The 18,702-nt window shown below is 44.7% G+C and carries 20 protein-coding genes; 12 read left to right on the top strand and 8 right to left on the bottom strand.

Annotated elements, in window-relative coordinates:
* The first annotated feature begins 10 nt into the window (after positions 1-10).
* From metG to tsaA, 3 genes are read left to right on the top strand one after another with little or no spacing between them, the layout of a single operon-like run.
* Positions 11-2,086 carry a methionine--tRNA ligase gene (gene metG / locus DOM22_RS09360; protein ID WP_142700104.1) on the top strand — a complete coding sequence of 692 codons (2,076 nt, stop codon included), beginning with the start codon at positions 11-13 and terminating at the stop codon, positions 2,084-2,086.
* On the top strand, positions 2,086-2,868 hold the full coding sequence (locus tag DOM22_RS09355; protein ID WP_142700103.1) for an RNA methyltransferase: 783 nt from the start codon (positions 2,086-2,088) through the stop codon (positions 2,866-2,868). The genes metG and DOM22_RS09355 overlap by 1 nt, the downstream gene beginning before the upstream one ends.
* Entirely contained in the window at positions 2,850-3,623 is a 774-nt protein-coding gene (gene tsaA / locus DOM22_RS09350; RefSeq protein ID WP_142700102.1) for a tRNA (N6-threonylcarbamoyladenosine(37)-N6)-methyltransferase TrmO, read from the top strand. Before DOM22_RS09355 ends, tsaA begins: the two co-directional genes overlap by 19 nt.
* 33 nt (positions 3,624-3,656) lie before the next feature.
* Here the strand turns inward: tsaA and DOM22_RS09345 are convergent, their stop codons facing one another.
* The gene (locus tag DOM22_RS09345) at positions 3,657-4,094 is read right to left on the bottom strand and encodes a cysteine rich repeat-containing protein (RefSeq protein WP_168196618.1); all 438 of its coding nucleotides are present in this window, start codon (positions 4,092-4,094) and stop codon (positions 3,657-3,659) included.
* Between the two features lie 68 nt (positions 4,095-4,162).
* Positions 4,163-4,726 carry an exopolysaccharide biosynthesis protein gene (locus DOM22_RS09340; RefSeq protein ID WP_142702171.1) on the bottom strand — a complete coding sequence of 188 codons (564 nt, stop codon included), beginning with the start codon at positions 4,724-4,726 and terminating at the stop codon, positions 4,163-4,165.
* Here DOM22_RS09340 and DOM22_RS09335 point away from each other — a divergent pair.
* Entirely contained in the window at positions 4,697-5,089 is a 393-nt protein-coding gene (locus tag DOM22_RS09335) for a TMEM165/GDT1 family protein (protein ID WP_246845920.1), read from the top strand. The genes DOM22_RS09340 and DOM22_RS09335 overlap by 30 nt on opposite strands.
* A gap of 145 nt (positions 5,090-5,234) precedes the next feature.
* Here DOM22_RS09335 and DOM22_RS09330 read toward each other — a convergent pair whose 3' ends face one another.
* The 4 genes from DOM22_RS09330 to DOM22_RS09315 form a co-directional block, all read right to left on the bottom strand.
* Complete coding sequence (locus tag DOM22_RS09330; protein WP_142700099.1) at positions 5,235-7,301, bottom strand: sodium-translocating pyrophosphatase; 2,067 nt, start codon at positions 7,299-7,301, stop codon at positions 5,235-5,237.
* Positions 7,302-7,508: 207 nt separating this feature from the next.
* Positions 7,509-7,886 carry a hypothetical protein gene (locus DOM22_RS09325; protein ID WP_210415721.1) on the bottom strand — a complete coding sequence of 126 codons (378 nt, stop codon included), beginning with the start codon at positions 7,884-7,886 and terminating at the stop codon, positions 7,509-7,511.
* Entirely contained in the window at positions 7,861-8,136 is a 276-nt protein-coding gene (locus DOM22_RS09320) for a heavy-metal-associated domain-containing protein (RefSeq protein ID WP_142700097.1), read from the bottom strand. The genes DOM22_RS09325 and DOM22_RS09320 overlap by 26 nt, the downstream gene beginning before the upstream one ends.
* 11 nt (positions 8,137-8,147) lie before the next feature.
* Complete coding sequence (locus DOM22_RS09315) at positions 8,148-8,777, bottom strand: hypothetical protein (protein WP_142700096.1); 630 nt, start codon at positions 8,775-8,777, stop codon at positions 8,148-8,150.
* A gap of 54 nt (positions 8,778-8,831) precedes the next feature.
* Here DOM22_RS09315 and DOM22_RS09310 point away from each other — a divergent pair, with 54 nt between their 5' ends.
* Together DOM22_RS09310 and DOM22_RS09305 are read left to right on the top strand one after the other, a co-directional pair.
* Positions 8,832-9,371, top strand: coding sequence for an RNA polymerase sigma factor (locus DOM22_RS09310; protein WP_246845919.1), 540 nt, complete (start codon positions 8,832-8,834; stop codon positions 9,369-9,371).
* On the top strand, positions 9,358-9,882 hold the full coding sequence (locus tag DOM22_RS09305) for a hypothetical protein (protein ID WP_142700095.1): 525 nt from the start codon (positions 9,358-9,360) through the stop codon (positions 9,880-9,882). The genes DOM22_RS09310 and DOM22_RS09305 overlap by 14 nt, the downstream gene beginning before the upstream one ends.
* Here the strand turns inward: DOM22_RS09305 and DOM22_RS09300 are convergent.
* Positions 9,879-10,625 (bottom strand): endonuclease/exonuclease/phosphatase family protein, encoded by a 747-nt coding sequence (locus DOM22_RS09300; protein ID WP_142700094.1) that lies wholly within the window; start codon positions 10,623-10,625, stop codon positions 9,879-9,881. The genes DOM22_RS09305 and DOM22_RS09300 overlap by 4 nt on opposite strands.
* 7 nt (positions 10,626-10,632) lie before the next feature.
* The gene (gene cysK / locus DOM22_RS09295; protein ID WP_142700093.1) at positions 10,633-11,622 is read right to left on the bottom strand and encodes a cysteine synthase A; all 990 of its coding nucleotides are present in this window, start codon (positions 11,620-11,622) and stop codon (positions 10,633-10,635) included.
* 391 nt (positions 11,623-12,013) lie between these two features.
* Between cysK and DOM22_RS09290 the strand changes: the two genes are divergently transcribed.
* The 6 genes from DOM22_RS09290 to DOM22_RS09265 all read left to right on the top strand — a co-directional run bounded on the left by DOM22_RS09290 (position 12,014) and on the right by DOM22_RS09265 (position 18,693).
* Complete coding sequence (locus tag DOM22_RS09290) at positions 12,014-13,240, top strand: hypothetical protein (RefSeq protein WP_142700092.1); 1,227 nt, start codon at positions 12,014-12,016, stop codon at positions 13,238-13,240.
* Between the two features lie 68 nt (positions 13,241-13,308).
* Complete coding sequence (locus tag DOM22_RS09285; protein WP_142700091.1) at positions 13,309-14,748, top strand: phosphomannomutase; 1,440 nt, start codon at positions 13,309-13,311, stop codon at positions 14,746-14,748.
* A 98-nt stretch (positions 14,749-14,846) separates the two neighbouring features.
* Positions 14,847-16,307, top strand: a complete 1,461-nt coding sequence (locus DOM22_RS09280) for a glycosyltransferase family 39 protein (RefSeq protein ID WP_142700090.1) — start codon at positions 14,847-14,849, stop codon at positions 16,305-16,307.
* A gap of 87 nt (positions 16,308-16,394) precedes the next feature.
* Positions 16,395-16,865: a hypothetical protein gene (locus tag DOM22_RS09275; RefSeq protein WP_142700089.1), complete on the top strand. Its 471-nt coding sequence runs from the start codon at positions 16,395-16,397 to the stop codon at positions 16,863-16,865.
* A gap of 112 nt (positions 16,866-16,977) precedes the next feature.
* Positions 16,978-18,066, top strand: coding sequence for a glycosyltransferase family 4 protein (locus tag DOM22_RS09270; protein WP_142700088.1), 1,089 nt, complete (start codon positions 16,978-16,980; stop codon positions 18,064-18,066).
* Positions 18,067-18,159: 93 nt separating this feature from the next.
* On the top strand, positions 18,160-18,693 hold the full coding sequence (locus DOM22_RS09265; protein ID WP_142700087.1) for a hypothetical protein: 534 nt from the start codon (positions 18,160-18,162) through the stop codon (positions 18,691-18,693).
* Positions 18,694-18,702 lie beyond the last annotated feature (9 nt).

Raw genomic sequence — 18,702 nt, 5'->3', positions numbered from 1 at the left:
AGTTTAACTGATGAGTTCCCCGCGTAAAATTTTGATGACCTGCGCCCTTCCCTACGCCAACGGCTACATTCACTTGGGCCACTTGGTGGAGTACTTGCAAGCTGACTTCTGGGCACGCTTTCAAAATATGCGCGGCAATGAATGCGTTTTTATTTGCGCGGATGACACTCACGGAACTCCGATCATGGTAAAAGCCCGTGAATTGGGTATCACTCCGGAACAATTGATTGCTAATTCTTTTAAAGAACACACGGCGGACTTTGCAGACTTCCAAGTGAAGTTCTCGCACTATGGCTCAACGAATGCACCTGAGAACAAAGCTTTGATTGAGCAGTTCTATGGTAAATTTGTTGAAGGTGGTCACACCCGCACCCAAGCGATTCAACAGCTTTACTGTAATCACGATAAAATGTTTCTACCAGACCGCTTCGTGAAAGGCACATGCCCTAAGTGCGGCGCTAAAGAGCAGTATGGCGATTCTTGTGACGTATGTGCTTCGACTTATTCTCCAAGTGACATGAAAGATGTGCACTGTTCTATGTGCGGAACAGCTCCGGTCCTTAAAGGTTCTGAGAGTATTTTCTTTAAGCTTAATGACTTTAAAGATTATTTGGCAGAGTGGATTCCAAAGCACTCGGCACCGGATATTGCTAAAAAAATGCTGGAGTGGTTTAACGAAGATCTTCATGACTTGGATATTTCTCGTGATGAGCCGTACTTTGGTTTTCCGATTCCGGGAACTGATGGCAAAAAGTTTTTCTATGTTTGGGTGGATGCTCCAATGGGCTATATGTCCACGACAGAAATCTGGGCTAAGAACAATGGCAAGACATTGAAAGACATCTGGCAGGATCCGACGCGTGAAATTTACCACTTTATCGGTAAAGACATCGCTCGCTTCCACACTATTTTCTGGCCAGCGTTTTTGAAAGCTGCGGACTTCCGCTCACCAAATCAAGTATTCGTTCACGGTCACTTGATGGTGAATGGCGAAAAAATGTCTAAATCAAAAGGGACATTTATTGCGGCTCGCACGTATTTGAATCACTTAAATCCTGAATACCTTCGCTTCTATTACTCCACGAAGCTCAATAGCTCTGTGGATGATATCGATTTGAATTTGGAAGAGTTCGTGAATCGCGTGAATTCTGAGCTTGTGGGCAAGATCACAAACTTGGGCTCTCGTGGTGGCCAGATGCTGAAAAAGAAAATGGACGGCAAAATGAGCACTCCAGATGCTGAAGGGCAAAAGCTGATCGCTCATGCTCAAGCAAAATCGGAAGTGATTGCTGGCCATTATGAAGCTCGTGATTTTGCTAAAGCCTTGGCTGAGATTCGCACTTTGGCGGATGATGCCAATAAGTACTTTGACGAAAAAGCTCCGTGGAAAACATTGGATGCGGATCCTGTTGGCACGAAGCAAGTTATCACGACGACTCTGAATGTTTTCAGAATGCTTGCGATTTATCTGAAACCAGTTCTTCCGTACTACACCGAAAAAGTGGCGAAGCTTTTGGGTGAAAAAGATTACGTTTGGAATGACGTGAACACTGTTCTTACGAACCGTGAGATTGGTGATTACGAGCATCTGGCAACTCGAGTGGAAGCTGACAAAGTAAAAGCGATGGTCGAAGAAAGCCGTAAGATCAATGAAGAGATTCAAGCAGCTAAAAAGGCAGCCTCCACGGCTCCAACTGCTGCGGCAGCGACTGGTGGCGATAAAAAAGCAGCTGCAGCTGCGGGCGACACGAAACCAGGCGAAATTGAATTTGCTGACTTTGAAAAAGTCGAGCTTCGTGTCGGTTTGGTGGTTGAAGCCGAAGAAATCAAAGAAGCAGATAAACTTTTGAAATTGAAAATTGATATTGGTGGTGGCGAGATTCGTCAGATCATTTCTGGTATCAAGGCGGCTTACAAAGCCGAGCAATTGATCGGTCGCAAACTTTTGGTTTGTGTGAATTTGAAACCTCGCAAGATGAAATTCGGCATGTCTGAAGGCATGGTCTTAGCCGCGGGAACTGGTGGAAGCGATTTATTCATGCTTTCTCCGGATGACGGCGCTCAGGTCGGCCAAAGAGTCAAATAATGAGTCTTTCTGTTCAAGATAAAAAATCCCTCGAAGAAATTCATAAGCTTTTTATGGAGCTTGAAAAATCATCGGGGGATTTTTCTTTTGATGCTTTAAAACTTTCTGAACTTAAGAAAAAGATCACGGCACTTTCTGGCAGCGAAAATAGCGACGTCAGTCGTCTGGCTGCTTCAGAGGCCCACCTTCATGGCAAAATGACTCTAAAGCATTTTGTAGCTTATGGAATTCCCTTTGAGCGTGTTTTGCATCGCAATTTGCAGGACGACGAATTCCTTATTATTGAAAATGATAAGGTAGCGACGCCGCAGGAATCTTTGCCGCTGGTTTTTGTCCTGGACAACATTCGCTCCGCTTTTAACGTGGGCTCGATCTTTCGTACGGCAGAATGTCTGGGTGCTGAACGCGTTTTACTTTGCGGCTACACTCCTAATCCCACCCAGTGGAAAGTTGAAAAGACCGCGATGGGCACTCAGGAATACATGCCGTGGGAAGAACACTCCCATTTAATGGATTGCCTGGAAACTTTAAAAGAAGATGGCTATCGCTTGGTGGCTTTAGAAACGGCAGCTTCTGCTTCAGATCTATACGAATCTTTTGATACAGAGCCGACCGCGTTCATTTTAGGAAATGAGCGTTTCGGTCTGGATCCCGAAATTTTAAAAGTCATCGATGAGGTTCGAGTGATTCCTCTTCGCGGGCGCAAGAACTCTTTAAATGTTGGTGTGACGGCCGCTGTGGCGGGCTTTGAATGGATGAGGCAATGGCGAGCGAAAAAATAGAACTAACTCCCATTGGGCATTTTAGAAGCTCACAGGTGCATCCCTATGAAGCTGGGAGACAGCCTGATGCCCATCACGCCAATGGTGTGATTGAGCTTTTAGCTGGACAAAATTTTGAGCAAGCTCTGGATGGCCTTGAGGGCTGCAAAAAAGTCTGGGTGATCTTTACATTCCATCGTAATAATCACTGGAATCCTATGGTGCTGCCTCCCCGCGGTCGCAGCACAAAGATTGGCGTCTTTGCCACACGCTCACCTTATCGTCCAAATCCCGTAGGCATGAGCTGTGTCGATGTCGTTTCGATTGATAAATTGAAAATCGAAGTTGCGGGTGCCGATATCTTAGACGGATCCCCGATTCTGGACATCAAACCTTATGTTGCCTACGCAGATGCATTTCCAGGTATTGAACCTGAATGGCTGAATGAGGCTGAAAAGCATGAGGTGGAATTTTCAGTGAGTGCCGAAAAAGCTTTGGTTTATCTGGAAGCCAAGGGCCTTGAAAACTTGCGGGGATTTCTTCAACATCAGTTGGAATTTGAACCCGTGAATTCAAAGAAGAAAAGAGTGAAAGCATTGTCTGAAAATGAATTCATGATCGCGTATCGCACTTGGCGCGGAGTCTTCACTTTGGCGGAGAAAAAAATCACAGTGGTGCGAGTTGAAAGTGGTTATTCCGAACAGGATTTAAAAAATCCCGAAGACACCTATCAGGATAAAGAATTGCATCGTGATTTTTTAAAGCAGCATTTTTGAAAAGAAAAAGCCGGGTCTCCCCGGCTTTATTTTTTACTTTTTGCGTTTGGCTTTCACATTTTCGATTTTGTCTTTGCAGACTTGTGAAACTTCGTCTTTGTGATCTTTCATACAAGACATCATTGCACCCTTGCCTGGCTTTACATCGCCGCAGAATTTTTCAGCGTCTTCGTGGCAGGCCGCATGGATACCCTTCATGGCTTTTTTCATGTCAGCCATTTTTGCTTTACACTCTTTTGAAACCTTTTTGCGGTTGTCCTTCATGCATTTATGCATCTCTTTGCCCGGATTCACTCCTGGACACAAAAGATCCATATCTTTTGCGCAAGGGCCCATGCCGATTGCACCTGATGCAGGTTCAGATGGTGAAGGTGTTGTCGTTGGCGCCGTCGTTTCATGCGTTTGTGCAAAAGAAACTGTAGTTAAAGTTGCCGTCATGGCGAAAGCACAAAGTGCGATCAAAGATTTCATTCTTTCCTCCTGTTGATTGAACATATAAATCATAGCGGGTGAACCTATGATTGCAAATGATCTCTGCACTAAAACAGATGCTTTGCTCCCATGGCAAGGGATGCAAAAAAACTAACAACGACCCCACACCACAAATAACTAAACAGTGTGAAAAGTCCGTCCTTTTCCAGATAACCGATTGCACACAGGACGATGGCAATAGCGGGAACCGTGTTTGAAAAAGGAATTGGCAACGGAAGCGCCAGCAGAACTGCATTCACGGCCAGGACCAAGAAATTCAACAGACGAAAGAAATGCGTGTCATGCAAAAACAGCATGCGCTTTTTTACGATCTTAGCGACATAGGTCCATACTTTTTCAGCATGATTGCTGATTCTTAAAATCGTGCTCGCAGAAATTTTAACATTCTCCCAGCGGCGCGGAAGCCACGGGGGTCTGCGCAGAAAAAGAAAAAATGAAACCAGAATGATCAAGCCGCCAGATATTGTTGAAAGACCTGGAACAGGAATGGGAAACAGATACGGCAGGCACAACACGAGCAAAATCATGCCGTGGCCCTCCTCCCCCAGAAGATTGAATACCTTTTTTAGCGAGAGGTCACCATGGCTCGCCTCTTCCTGCAAAAGATCCATGGCGGCAATAAACTCACTTTTCAATCTTGCCTTCCTTTCAACCTGTTTCATAAAATAGTCGAAGTTGACTTATATTCTAAAGGACCGGCTATGGATTGGAAGATTTTTGCGAGCACATTCATCACTATTTTTCTGGCAGAAATGGGCGACAAAACTCAGTTCGCAGCACTCGCTGCGTCTAGCCAGACGAAATCAACCATGACGGTTTTAATTGCTGTGGTATTGGCTCTTGGTTTAGCTGGGGCATTGGGCGTGATTTTTGGACGCTATCTTGGACAAATGTTAAATCCGCAGATTATGAAATACGTTTCGGGGACTTTATTTATTCTGGTCGGTATTTGGGTTTTAACTGCTAAAAGTTAGAGGTCGTTAAACGACAGGGATTTTTTTGCGCGCTAACATCTGATAACTGGCAAACTTGCGTTATGTAACACTAGCATTCGACAAAATAAAAAAAGGAGCCTCATGGGCTCCTTTTTTATTTTCGACTTCGGTCAGAAGATCGCAACTAGATAGTAGCGATCAATTGAGCGATCAACAAAGATACGACAGACATAACTTTGATCAAGATCGCGATACCAGGACCAGAAGTATCTTTGAACGGGTCACCTACAGTGTCACCAACAACTGCCGCTTTATGAGCGTCGGAACCTTTTGGATGACCTGGTAATCCACCTTTTTCGATGAATTTCTTAGCGTTATCCCATGCACCACCAGCGTTCGCCATGTACAGAGACAAAGTCGCGCCCACAGCCAAACCACCAGCAAGAAGACCCGCTAGAGCTTGAGGCCCCAACAAGAAACCAACGGCTACTGGAGCAAGGATCGCGATCATACCTGGCAAGATCATTTCGAACAACGCTGCTTGAGTCGCGATGTCTACGATACGTGCCGGTTGTGGTTCAGCTTTACCTTCGCGAAGACCTGGGATCTCTTTGAATTGGCGAGCAATTTCAACCACTATTTTTTGAGCCGCTTTACCAACCGCAGTCATAGTTGTTGAACCAACTAGGAACGGAAGGATGGAGCCGATCAAGATACCGATCAATACGCCAGAAGAAGTAAGATCCAAAGACATTGCTTGCAAACCTTTTTGCAAACGGATGTGGTTCACTTCCATGTTGAACGCAGAGAATAGAGCAAGAACTGTCAAGATCGCAGAACCGATCGCGAACCCCTTACCGATAGCTGCAGTTGTGTTACCAACAGCATCCAATTCGTCAGTGATATCGCGAACGTTTTTACCAAGACCAGACATTTCAGAGATACCACCCGCATTGTCAGCGATTGGACCGTAAGCATCTACAGTCATTACAACTGCAGTACCAGCCAACATACCAACTGCTGCGATAGCAATACCATATAGACCCAAAGCGTGGTCAGCGATGTACGCTGCAGCCACAACGATCAACATTGGGATAGCAGTTGATTCCATACCTACTGCCAAACCACGGATCACACCAGTTCCAGCACCAGTCAAAGCTGCCTCAGCAACCAGACGGATTGGACGATGAGCTGTGTAGTACTCAGTGATAAGACCAATCAAAGCACCACCAAACGCACCCGCTGCCAAAGCAACAGTTACTGCTTGAGAAATACCGAACATTGGAAGAACGATTGCTGCTGCGATCGTCAACAAGATTGGTGGGATGATCAAAGCGTTACGAAGAACTGTCGCTGGCTTGCCGTTTTTAAAAGCGCGCGCCAAGAAGATCACAACGATAGAGATAACCATTCCAAGAGCAGAAAGAACCAGAGGCAAAGCCACACCCGCACCACGAACAACAGCTGCATCAGAAGCATCAGTCAAAAGTTTGCTCAGACCTTCTGCCGGGATTGTCAAAGCAATCGCCATTGCAGAAACGATGGCCGCAACCATTGATTCATAGATATCTGCGCCCATACCCGCAACGTCACCCACGTTGTCACCAACGTTGTCGGCGATAACGCCTGGGTTACGAGGATCGTCTTCAGGAATGTTTTCTACAACTTTACCAGCGATGTCTGCACCTACGTCAGCCGCTTTAGTGTAGATACCACCACCGATACGCGCGAAAAGTGCGATAGAAGAAGCACCTACTGCGAACGAGTGAAGAATTGTACCAACGATTTCAGTTTGATCTTTGAACATCATGTAGATAACGCCCAAACCGATCAATGCAAGACCTGCTACGGAAAGACCCATAACAGCGCCACCATCTAACGCAACAAGAAGAGCTGCTGGTTTAGAACCAGTTGCTGCTGCCTGAGTCGTACGAACGTTTGCGTAAGTCGCAGCTTTCATACCGAAGAAGCCCGCAAGCAAAGACAAGAATGCGCCCAGGATGAATGATCCTGCTGCAATCGCGCCTAGAGCGTACCAAAGAACCAAGCCTACGACGATTGCGTAGACAAAAAGAACCTTGTACTCACGTACAAGGAAAGCCATCGCGCCCTCACGAACGTAGCCCGCGATACGATTCATAGTTTCATTGCCAGTCGGTTGTGCCTTCACGCGAAGGTACAGAACTACTGCCAACACCAAACCAATAACCCCAGCGATCGCTGGAGACATTAGCAAGTTATTACTAAACATTGTTGCACTCCATGTTTGATTTCTCGTTTAAATTACGAAGACTTAGGGATAATCAAAACATTGCATCCAGTCAACGAAGTGAATTTCGCGGATTCGCTTTTTGAGGCTCACTGCGTTAGATGGATGCCGGGAAAAGGTCGCGCCAGAGGTAAAGACACACTTTTTCCAGCTTATGGAGAAAGTGTGTCTTTACCTCTGGCGCGACCTTTAAAGAAGGGGTGCGATGAAAGCGAAGAAGGCTCCGATCAAGAATATGATCACAGAGATCACATAAACTCGAGCTGAGAACTTTCTGCCTGTTATGCAGGCATCTCGTAGAACAGGATCGATGGGACAAGGAGCGTTGCGGTTAAACCACATCCACAATCCGTTTGCAGAAAGCATGACTGCCGCAAAAATGAACACTTCTACTTTATGCTCGGATATCCAGATCAGCCCAGGCACTTTTGTAGCAACACCGGCAAGGACCGCTCCCAATCCAAGACTTACAAATAAAGCAGGAAGCGCACAACATACAAGCGTTCCCGCAGAACTAAATAAAGTCAGATAAGTTAAAAAACTATTTTTTGTCGAAGCTAACTTCATAGCCAGCATCCTTTAGCAAGGTTTCAATTTTTTCGTGGGTCAGTTTTTTACCTTCGTTATAAGTAAGCTTCACGAATTTTTTTTCAAGACTTACTTCAACTTTGGATACTTCGGGTTGCTCTTGGAATTTTTTTGTAATTCCTTGCGCACAGAAAGAGCACACCATGCCTTTAACGCCTACGGTTTCTGTTTCAGCAGCGAAGGCATTCATCGAAAACAAAAGTGACAAAACCAAAATCAACGACTTCATAAATTCTCCCTTTAAAAATGCACCATATAATTAAAAGCCCAATTGCCGTTAAAGCCTGCGCCGAACTCAACCAGAACATTGCGGTAAAAAAGACGGATAAATTGTGTGAGTTCCACACCCGTATCATTTTGTTTGTCGGCCTGAAGAATGAACCAGGCATTGATGTCGTTATAATCTGCCAGATACGGAGCAATCCCCGCTCGTAGCTTCATCATTTCAAAATCGGGTCTTAATTGCGGTTCGGAGTGATCACGAAAGAACCGTCCGTAAGAAGCAGCGGTATAATATTTGCGCGACTCCCAATCAAGATCGATGGAAGCGTACCCCACACCTTTATTTTGATCATAGGATTTCTCAGCACCGTAACCAGCGCTCAGATAGATATTTCCCTGGGAGTCTTCGTTATTCCAGCGTTTGGCGAGATAGTTAATTCGCGGCAAGGTATAGTTCACATCTTCGACTTTGAAATAATACAGACCAGCTGCGAGATACGACCGAAAAGAATAGGTCAGTAGCAACTCGTTTTCACCGGGCTTATTATAGGACATCAACGACGTGGCACCCTGATAGGACACAGGATGGGCGTTCACTTGTGTGCTAAAGCCTGCGATGAGTATCAAAAATAAGGTGAGCATCTTCATACTTGTTTGTTCCTTCATACGCTATTAGGATGGAGATAGAGGCTTTGTGACAAAGTGATTGAAAAAAAGTTGGAAGACCAAACAGACGAAGAACTTTTGATCTCCCTCGCCGAGGGAGAAACAAAGGCATTGGATTATCTCTATACGAGACATTCTGGCCGCGTTTTATCTTATATTAAGAAGCGTGGTCTATCGGCGGAACGCGCTGATGATGTCCTGCAAATCGTGTTTATGCAGATCTTTCGTAAAAAGCACCTCTATGATCCAAAACACCAGGCCCTGGCCTGGATCTATGTCATCACTCGAAGTGAGCTAAAAGACTATAGAAATCGTGAAATCAAAAACCACCTCGAATGGGACGACAAAATGTCACAAAGTGACGAGTCCGCTCCTAGTGTGGAGCATGAGGAAGAGGCTGCAGTTTTATTAAAGGAACTGGGGCCTCGGGAGCAGGAAGCCTTGCGGCTGCGATATCTGGATGAATTGGAATACGAAGAGATGGCTCGACGTATGAAAACTTCAAACAGCAATATCCGCCAACTGGTCAGCCGTGCATTGAAAGCCTTAAGGAGAAATAACAATGAAAGACATTAAAAATGATTTTGAGTCTTTTAAAAACGATGCAGGGGAAACTGCGGGTTCTTCTTTTGTCTTGAACAAAATTCGTGCGGAAATTTCTGCTTCTGCTCCGAAAACATCTTCGGTAGCTTTGAAACTGGGCGGGATTCACCTGGTGAGTTCGTTCTTTACTTTGATGGCGTGTCCTCAATTTGGAACTCGCTTGTTTTTTTCGGGCGAGGGATTGATGGACTTCTTTATGAAGATCTCCCCCTCCTTCTGTCAGGCATTTTGTGGCGCCTTTTACCTGGCGGTTACATTCTTAATGGCTCGTGTGCTTTTGAAATATGACGAATGGTTGGTGTTGATGCGCTCTCGTGTGCTGACGATTGGCTCTGTGGCTTTGTTGTCGTTGGGGGCGTTCGCAATGCTCGCTCGTGGGATTTCATTTGAAGCGGGGCTGTTGTGGGTCTTTGGTGCGGTGGTTGCCGCAGAGATGGCATCTGCTTCACGCATGACTTTGAAAAAGGTTTTTAGCCGTTCTTAAAGTTTCAATTTAATTTCTAAGGGGAAGTGATCAGAGCTTATCACAGAGCCATGCACCTCTGCCTTTAGAACTTCAAAGCCTCTGACGAAGACGTGGTCTAGTTTTAACAGGCGTCCGTCATTTTCTAAATCAATATGTTCTAAGCCCAAATCTCGGAAAATGCTTTTCATAATCAGATGGCGTTTTACATTCCACGTGTTGAAATCCCCGGCGAGCACCACGGGGCCTTCGAATTTTGCGATGCGCTCGGCGATCTCGTAAAGGGATGTCGTGAACGCCCCGGTTGTAACGAAATTTAGGACGTGGGTGCAGACGACTAAGATTTTTTTTCCTTCAAAATCATATTCACTAAAAAGTGTCAGCTTCGGTGTCAGCCAAAAAAATTCTCTGGAGCTTGAACGAATGAAGTCCACAGCACTCGGAGTGTATTTGGAACCGATCGCAACGCCCGTGCTGTTTTGATTTTTCTTATAGTGAAAACTTTGAGCTAAATGCCACTCGTAAGTGGAAAAATCTTTGGTCCAAAGCAGCGGCATTTTGTTATCGACGAGGGCCTCTTGAAGCATGATAAAGTCTTTACCGCTCCCATGTTTGCGAAAATCATTTTCAAAAATCTTCGCGCCCTGCCCCTTATACACATTCCAGACAAAGATGTTTAATTCAGACGTGGGAGCCAGCACCTGGCCAGCCTCCCCGATCTTCATTAAAACTTTCTCCATGTCTGGAATTTTAAAAGGAACCATAGACTCCTTATTTCACTCGCGCCAAATATTTTTCGTCCACTTCGTGGACTTTCAAAGCTTGAGATTCAGTGCGCTCTTGTTCTGCAAGAAGCGTTGAAAGATATCGCTCGGTTGTACTTGGTATGATGACCACGATATTTTTTCCGCGATTTTCTTCTTTAGCCGCTTGACGAAGACCTGCTAGGATCGCAGCCCCTGAAGAAATGCCCACGGGGATGCCTTCAGTTTTGATTACTTCACGAGCCATTTTCATGGACTCCTCAGAAGATACTTGCTCAATTCCATCGACCACAGAGCGATCCATTACGGATGGAATAAAGCCCGCTCCCAAACCTTGGATTTTATGGGGGCCTGGCTTGCCGCCGGAGAGGACGGGGCTTTCTGTTGGCTCCACTGCGATCATTTTTACTGATGGTTTTTTAGATTTTAAAACTCGGCCGACACCTGTGATAGTACCTGATGTTCCTACTCCGCTGATGACCATGTCGACTTGTCCGTCAGTGTCTTGCCAGATTTCAAGAGCAGTTGTTTCAGCGTGGACTGCTGGATTCGCAGGGTTATCGAATTGGCCTGCCATCCAGGAGTTTTTATTGGCTTCATGAAGTTCCATGGCTTTCGCGATGGCGCCTTTCATGCCCAACGGACCTGGTGTCAGGATGATTTTTGCTCCCAACATCAAAAGCAAAGTTCTGCGCTCTTGGGACATTGTTTCTGGCATTGTGAGTGTGATGGAGTAGCCTTTTGCAGCTGCGACAAAGGCTAGTGCGATTCCCGTGTTTCCACTTGTGGGTTCGATGATCTCCATACCTTTTTTTAATTTACCCTCGAGTTCGGCAGTTTCGATCATGGCAAGACCGATACGGTCCTTAACTGACGCTAGGGGATTAAAAAACTCGAGTTTTAGCAGAAGTTTTCCTGGCAGGTCTTTACCCAGACGTTGCATTTGTACGAGCGGGGTTTTTCCGATGGTTTTTGTGATATCTGAATAGATTCTCATGCTGAAGTGTCCTTTATTGTTGGTCTCCTCGGACTGGAGATTAGATGTCTATTCTACTCCTGCTTTGGGAGTGATTCTAGGGAAGATTCGTGGGTCTGGGGAGTTTTTGAGCTCGTAAGGTTTAATGGGGCTTGGGCGAGCGCGGATGTCGAGTTTTTAGACAGGTGTCGCCCGGCATTTTATTGCGGCCCTTGTGGTAACTTTCATTTCCGTTGCGGTTCCGCACCTCATTCCTAGATGATGCCCGATGGATCCAATCACCCCGTCCTGTCTAAAACTCAGACAACCTTAGTAGATATTTCTGGCCCTTGATTTGAGACCCTTTCCAAACTGATTTTCGGTTATAAAGAATGTGATTTTTTATTCTAGCCCGTCATGGGTGGAGTCCACTATGTCGATTTCGATGCGAAATATTTTGATCATTGGATTATGTGTTTCCTTGGGAGCTTGTGCTTTTAAGAAGGAAGATGCTGAAGATAAACAGCGTCAAGACCTCGCAGACGATGTCGCTAAAAAGATTCAAGAGGATCAGAAGAATTCGGTTGTGGAGCTTAAGGAATCTACTGTTCCGGTTACTTTTGAGGAGAAGGATCTTGGTTATTATGAATTTAAGATTCAATGGCCCGAATCAGTTGGGTCTGTTGAAGTTTATTTGAACAATAACTTTGAGACTACTGTTACAGGGAAGAACTATTTCACTAAAGTTGTCCTGCACAACGAAGTCGTAAGTTACCGTATTCGTGCATATGCATCCGTACAGCGTGGTGGTGCATTTATCCAGGAGTATTTTAATACCTCACAGGCTCCGTTTGACTTCCTAATATACCAGAATTTCAACATGAAAGAAGACGTCGTCGCTGAAGCCAAAAGAGCATATATTCATAGTGGTTCAAAAATAGTAACGAATGGGCATAATCTCACAATAAAAGCTGAAAAACTGATTGTGGCGGAATTTAAAGGTCCACAGTCTGGAAACCCAGCACAATATTCCCAAATTGTTACTCACGAAACAAGTGAACCATCAAAAACAAATTTTTCGTCAAAAATTAATATTCAAGCAAAAGTTGCTATCGGCACATTGCAAATCGCGATGATTGGTAAAGATGGTCAAAACGGAAAGAATGGCGAAGAGTTTGCAACTGAACGAGGGATTTCATTACTTCCTGCGCGCGCTATGGACGGAATCAATGGGAAAGATGGCACCATGACTCGCAACATTTGCTCTCTCAAAAAAAACCCTGATACCTGCGTTCCTGATTCTTGTACATCATCTCCCACAAGCGGCTCTAATGGCGCGGACGGCGCGGATGGTTTTCCGGGCCAAGACGGTCAAAATGGGGGCGACGCCGGGTTTGTTAAAATTGAAGTTACTGATGACTCCGAATTCTTTTTGGAAATCTATCAAAAACCCGGAAAAGGCGGACTTGGTGGAAAAGGATCACCAGGTCAGGCTGGCGGAAAAGGCGGTGCTGCTGGAAAAAAACCACCTGCGTGCTCTAAAAGCGCTTCTGCCGGCACTGATGGAAAGTCTGGCAATCCCGGCCCGGATGGTAAAGACGGAGTTGAGGGCAGAGCAATTGTCTTGGATACTAAGGTAAGAAACCAACGAATTAGATAGCCCTATACGCACCTCGACAAGACTTTTCCCATCAGATTTGATTCAATCGAGCCCTTATTGAGGGCTTTATGGCATTGAAGTTTGGAACTAGTGGTGTTCGTGGGTTGGTTACTGAGTTTACTGATAGAGAAGCGTATCTTTTAACCTGCGCTTTTTTGAAACATGCTGACATCGTCTCCCCTTCTCAAACTGTGGCTGTTGGAATGGATTTGCGCGAAAGCAGTCCCAAGATCACGGCCGCTGTTCAAAAAGCTCTTCAAGATCATAACAAGACTGTTCAATTTTGCGGTGTTTTACCGACACCTGCATTGGCATATTTTTCTGCTGAAAAAGGGTCAATGGCCGTGATGATCACTGGGAGTCACATTCCTGCCGATCGCAATGGGATCAAGTTTTATCTGACTTCTGGTGAAACATTGAAAAGTGATGACGAGAAGATTTTTAACAACTACGAAAGCCTGCAAAAAGAGAACTATAAAAAGGAGCTCTTTAACGACAAGGGCGAATTTCTACAAAGCTCAAATTCTAAAAGTACTGACTGCTCTAAAGAAGCAAATGACCTGTTCGTTCAGCGCTATGTTAATGCCTTCTCTGATATTTCTTTTAACGGCATGAAAGTGATTTTTTACGAGCACTCTTCGGCAGCTCGCGGAATTTTCGGCGCTATTTTGGAAAAGCTGGGTGCACAAGTGATTCGCCTTGGCTACAGTGATAAGTTTATTCCCGTAGATACTGAGGCTGTTGAATCACTGGACCTTTTCAGCAAGTGGATCAAAGAACATAACGCTGACATTTTGGTGAGCACAGACGGAGATGGTGACCGCCCCTTGGTTATCGATAACCAAGGACGTTTGGTTCAAGGGGATAAGCTTGGAATTATTTGTTCTGAGTTTTTAGCTATCGAAGCTGTTGCTTTGCCTATTAGCTGCAATTCTGGAATTTCTGGGATCTCTAGTTTTAAGAAGATTAATTTTACTAAAATTGGTTCACCGTACGTAGTCGAGGCGCTGAATAACCTGATGACGGAATTTAAGTCTGTTGCCGGATTTGAAGCTAATGGTGGATTTATTCTTGCCACGCCGGTTAAGCGCGCGAGTGTTTTGAAACCGCTTCCGACAAGAGATTCTGTTTTACCGGCGCTTACGATTATTGCTTCTGCTAAAAAACACAATTGCAGTGTGGCCGAGGTCGTTGACCAACTTCCTAACAGATTTACTTCCAGCGTTCTCGCGAAGAACTGCCCTCTTGAGAAAAGCCAAAAGATTTTGCAAGCTGCGGGCGCTGCACCTGAAGTTTTTGTGAAGCAAATCATTCCTGACGCAAAGATCCAGTCGATCAACACCCAAGATGGACTGCGCATGACGACGGATAAAAACAAAGTGATTCACCTGCGTCCTTCTGGGAATGCGCCGGAGTTTAGATGTTATACGGAATCTGACTCGCAGAAAGATGCTGATCTTTTAAGTGCGGCTGCGCTGCACAAGATCTTGGCGATGATTCAGGGTTAAGTTCGCCGACGCCCCGCCTTCGCAGGGCAATTGTAACAATATCGCAATTAGACATCTCAATCCTGAGCCGTAAGAATTCACGGTCGAGGATCAATTTAATGAGCAAAAAAATATTCCAGAATCTTGCACAAATAGACTCTCGAATTAGATGGCTGGTATTTGCTCTGATCCTGTTTGTATTCGCCAAAAGTTGGGAACCTGGCGTTGGACTCGACAGTGCGACTTATGGTTCGATCGCGCAGGATATTCTTCACAACGGTACGTGGTTTAATCCAAAACTAGCGCCGCACATTTTCGACCCTTTTGTGGAACATCCGTATCTGGCACTTTGGCTGGACACCCTTTCACTTAAAGCTTGGGGCGCTACAGCCATGGGAATTCATTTTGTATCTTCAGTATTAGGTATTCTCGGGGTCCTTGCTTTCTTCTGCGCCATCCGTAGGCTGGTTGATGAAAATACGGCGTTGTTAGCAACAATACTTTTAATGACCATCAATGTGTTCATGAACTTTATGTCCAGTGGCTGGTTCGATATGCCAATGGTTGCGTTCATGTTGATCGGATTTTATTTTTCAAGCAGAATTTCAGACGGCGATGATCTGCTCACAGCTTTCCTTACGGGACTTTTTCTAAGTTTTGCGGTTCTGACAAAAGGCGCCGCCGCGGTCGGAATTTTTCCGATTCTTTTATTTACTGCTTCTCGATGTCATTGGCGTTGGCGTCCACTTTTATTTTTAAGTGTGGGACTTGTCGCACCAATCGCCGCTTTTTCGATTGCTCATTATGAATCGCAAGGGTTTTCCTTTTGGAAAGAGTACTTTCACAAGCAATTTGTTATTCATAACGATCCTCGCGAAGCCAGTCCCGATTCCGCTGGATGGACATGGTATATTCAGGATGCTGTATCCCACGCACATTTAGTTGCGCTGCTATTTATTCCTGGCTTGGTTATACTTTGGAAAAGAAATTTTCGTTGGCTCGCATTCATCGCAGCATTTGAATTTTTAATTCACCTTGCCGTCTACGCCTTTAGTATACGTCAAAACCGACAATATTTACTTCCGATCTTTCCATGGTTCGCATTAGGCGCGGGATTCCTTATCTCTCTTCGCTGGAAGCTCAATACAGAAAAGTGGACAAAAGGTCTTTTCTATTTAAGTGTCGTTTATTTCTTTACGGTTTCCGTTCTGCCAGTGACGGTTCACTCGATGAGTGGAGCGGAGTTTTATGCGTTCACTTCCGTAATAAAGAACTCGCCCATTAAAAATGTCTATTTTGAGGTCACTGAAGAAGAGAAAGCGACTGGCGAGCTAAGGAGTTCTTATTTTACCTGGTACTGGCAAGTTGTACCGGTGATGTTTACCGCCCCCGAATTACCCCTCGTGATTTCATCGCTCACGAATAGCGATGCCATCTTGTTGGCTCTTAATGGCGCGAACAATCACTACCTGCAAACACCCGACCTGGTTTGTGCCTGGAATGACGCTTGGATTCTTATTTCCACTAAAGAAAACTGCTCCAGCGTGGAACGAAAATTCAAAAAAGTGCCAGCCAATTAAGCAGATTGCCGCAGGGAAATTCCTGGACACGATTAATTGACAATCCCGGACACGCCCCCCAGAATTTATCGCGGAGGGTTTATACTCATGAGCAACAAGTTAATCGCAGGACTACTTCTTTCTGCTTCTCTATTTTCGACTTCTTATGCCCGTGCTGAATATGCATTGGGAGCTATGATCGGCGATCCGATCGGTTTTTCTGGTCGCATGTCTTTGAATGACCAAAATTCAGTGGATGCATTCCTTGGAGCATCTGGCGGCACATACCGTGGCTTGCAACTGCACTCGACATTCTTGTTCGATAAATTCCAATCTTGGGAGATGGCGAAAGAAGGCCCGATGAACCTTTATTTGGGTATCGGCGCTCGCATGATCTTTATCAATGATGGTAAATATGACGGCGATGTGGCATTTGGACCTCGCGCACCTGTGGGCATGACTTACATGTGGGCGGATCCTAAGGTTGAGTTTTTTGCTGAAGCGGCTTTGATTCTGGATGTGTCTCCGAAAGTGGATGCGGATTTGGATATTGGGGCTGGGGCGAGATTTAGATTTTAATTAAACTGCGCAGCAACAATGGCATGGGGGCGATATATTTGTCCCCATGAGGCTTACTGCAACATTCGTAATATTTATTGAAATCAACCGTTACCAAATTTAGACTCGAAGCATGTTTCTTAGCTGCATAGGTCCATTCATTTTATCTCTAATTATCGCAGTCGTCAGCATTCCAGTTATCATTCGAGTTGCTGATCTCAAGCACTTGATGGATGAGCCCGATCAGGACCGAAAATTCCACTCAATTAAAACACCCACATTAGGTGGGGTCGCCATCTTTGCCGGATTAAGCATTTCGTTTTCATTCTTTACCGATTTTATTCATGCCGACGAAATTCGCTTCATGACTCCATCAATTATCCTTCTTTTCTTGGCTGGCATTAAAGATGACATTTTGGTTCTATCCCCCATTAAGAAGCTTTTAATTCAGTGTGCATCATCACTTCTTGTGACCGTATTTGGAAACCTCTATCTTACAAACCTATGGGGCATGTTCGGAATAAATGAAATACCACCGATCTTAGGAATGTTCCTTTCATTCATCACATTTGTGGCTCTGATCAACGCGTTTAACTTAATCGATGGAATTAATGGATTAGCCGGTGGGCTTGGCTTCATAGCCAGTATATTTTTCGGCGCCTGGTTTTCCGCAACGAACTTTCAATCACTAAGCATACTTGCGTTTTCTCTAGCAGGCGCACTACTGGGTTTTCTTTACTTTAATTTTGGAAAAGCCAAAATTTTTATGGGTGATACCGGGTCCATGCTTATTGGATTCATCATTTCAATCCTTGCAATCAAATTTATCGAATGCAACCGTATCCCGGGATTCGAAACATCAGTTTTCTACGTTAAAGCAGCTCCCGGTGTGGCGATTGCAGCTGTATTCATTCCATTGTTCGATATGACTCGCGTGATTCTTATCAGAATAGTAAAAAGAAAAAGCCCATTTTCAGCAGACAGAATTCACATTCATCACAAACTAGTTGATGAAAAGCTTAGCCACACAAAAGCGGCTCTCGTCCTTTATATTATTTCCGTTTCAATTATCGGACTAGCAGTTTACCTAAAAAACCTACGATCATTGGAGCTTGTTGGAGTTCTAGCCGGACTTGGCGTTATTATGAGTGTGGCAATTAGATATTGCCACTTAACTCGTAAAGAAAGGTTTACCTTTCGTCCCGAAAAAAAAATGATTTAATCGTTTTGCCGCAATTTCAAATTAGTCTAGCCCACAGGATATTCAATGCTGATAACGAGGAAGTATTTTACATTAATCACGACAATTCTAACGATGTTTTCATTAAACTCCTGGAGTTCTATTTGCCCTGAGCAAATTCAAAAACATTGGGTTAAAAAGGCAGTAGACTCTATCCCTAACGAGTATCTCTTCAAATACGTGACATCAAAATATGGCCCCCCTCTAAGATGCAATTATAACGAGTCAAAAAATGATGAGGGAATATCAACCAGAAGGTTGGAACTATTCTTTTCGAAAAGCATTTCTTTAGTACAAACAATGAGAATTCCAGGCTCTACTTGGATAGGTATAAATTTCGCAGATAACTACGTAGAAAATAAAGAAATTGAAGATGTCATGGATGAGACCATCAAGAGGCAAAGAATTTTTATCAAGTGGAGCCACTACAGGAGCCACATTGATAATGATGTTACAACTCGAATTTACTGTGACGAGATTCACGGCACAGGCTCCGTAGCAATTGCAAAGTATCGTAAAAATAAATTACAAGAGATAGAATATGGCCATATAGAGAACTATATGTGCCCGACCTCCTACGAGGAAATTATCAAACTTCGTGAAAAATAGCCACTGTTC

This window comes from Bdellovibrio sp. ZAP7 (assembly GCF_006874645.1).
Lineage (GTDB): Bacteria > Bdellovibrionota > Bdellovibrionia > Bdellovibrionales > Bdellovibrionaceae > Bdellovibrio.
The sequence above is the reverse complement of the archived record's forward strand: the minus strand, read 5'-3'. Positions and strand labels throughout refer to the sequence as shown.

Bases quoted from the DNA above. Each gene is read 5' to 3' on its own strand.
- metG (WP_142700104.1), top strand. From the start codon at position 11: ATGAGTTCCCCGCGTAAAATTTTGATGACCTGCGCCCTTCCCTACGCC.
- DOM22_RS09355 (WP_142700103.1), top strand. From the start codon at position 2,086: ATGAGTCTTTCTGTTCAAGATAAAAAATCCCTCGAAGAAATTCATAAG.
- tsaA (WP_142700102.1), top strand. From the start codon at position 2,850: ATGGCGAGCGAAAAAATAGAACTAACTCCCATTGGGCATTTTAGAAGC.
- DOM22_RS09345 (WP_168196618.1), bottom strand. From the start codon at position 4,094: ATGAAATCTTTGATCGCACTTTGTGCTTTCGCCATGACGGCAACTTTA.
- DOM22_RS09335 (WP_246845920.1), top strand. From the start codon at position 4,697: ATGGCTCGCCTCTTCCTGCAAAAGATCCATGGCGGCAATAAACTCACT.
- DOM22_RS09340 (WP_142702171.1), bottom strand. From the start codon at position 4,726: ATGGATCTTTTGCAGGAAGAGGCGAGCCATGGTGACCTCTCGCTAAAA.
- DOM22_RS09330 (WP_142700099.1), bottom strand. From the start codon at position 7,301: ATGTTTAGTAATAACTTGCTAATGTCTCCAGCGATCGCTGGGGTTATT.
- DOM22_RS09325 (WP_210415721.1), bottom strand. From the start codon at position 7,886: ATGAAGTTAGCTTCGACAAAAAATAGTTTTTTAACTTATCTGACTTTA.
- DOM22_RS09320 (WP_142700097.1), bottom strand. From the start codon at position 8,136: ATGAAGTCGTTGATTTTGGTTTTGTCACTTTTGTTTTCGATGAATGCC.
- DOM22_RS09315 (WP_142700096.1), bottom strand. From the start codon at position 8,777: ATGAAGATGCTCACCTTATTTTTGATACTCATCGCAGGCTTTAGCACA.
- DOM22_RS09305 (WP_142700095.1), top strand. From the start codon at position 9,358: ATGAAAGACATTAAAAATGATTTTGAGTCTTTTAAAAACGATGCAGGG.
- DOM22_RS09300 (WP_142700094.1), bottom strand. From the start codon at position 10,625: ATGGTTCCTTTTAAAATTCCAGACATGGAGAAAGTTTTAATGAAGATC.
- cysK (WP_142700093.1), bottom strand. From the start codon at position 11,622: ATGAGAATCTATTCAGATATCACAAAAACCATCGGAAAAACCCCGCTC.
- DOM22_RS09290 (WP_142700092.1), top strand. From the start codon at position 12,014: ATGTCGATTTCGATGCGAAATATTTTGATCATTGGATTATGTGTTTCC.
- DOM22_RS09285 (WP_142700091.1), top strand. From the start codon at position 13,309: ATGGCATTGAAGTTTGGAACTAGTGGTGTTCGTGGGTTGGTTACTGAG.
- DOM22_RS09280 (WP_142700090.1), top strand. From the start codon at position 14,847: ATGAGCAAAAAAATATTCCAGAATCTTGCACAAATAGACTCTCGAATT.
- DOM22_RS09275 (WP_142700089.1), top strand. From the start codon at position 16,395: ATGAGCAACAAGTTAATCGCAGGACTACTTCTTTCTGCTTCTCTATTT.
- DOM22_RS09270 (WP_142700088.1), top strand. From the start codon at position 16,978: ATGTTTCTTAGCTGCATAGGTCCATTCATTTTATCTCTAATTATCGCA.
- DOM22_RS09265 (WP_142700087.1), top strand. From the start codon at position 18,160: ATGTTTTCATTAAACTCCTGGAGTTCTATTTGCCCTGAGCAAATTCAA.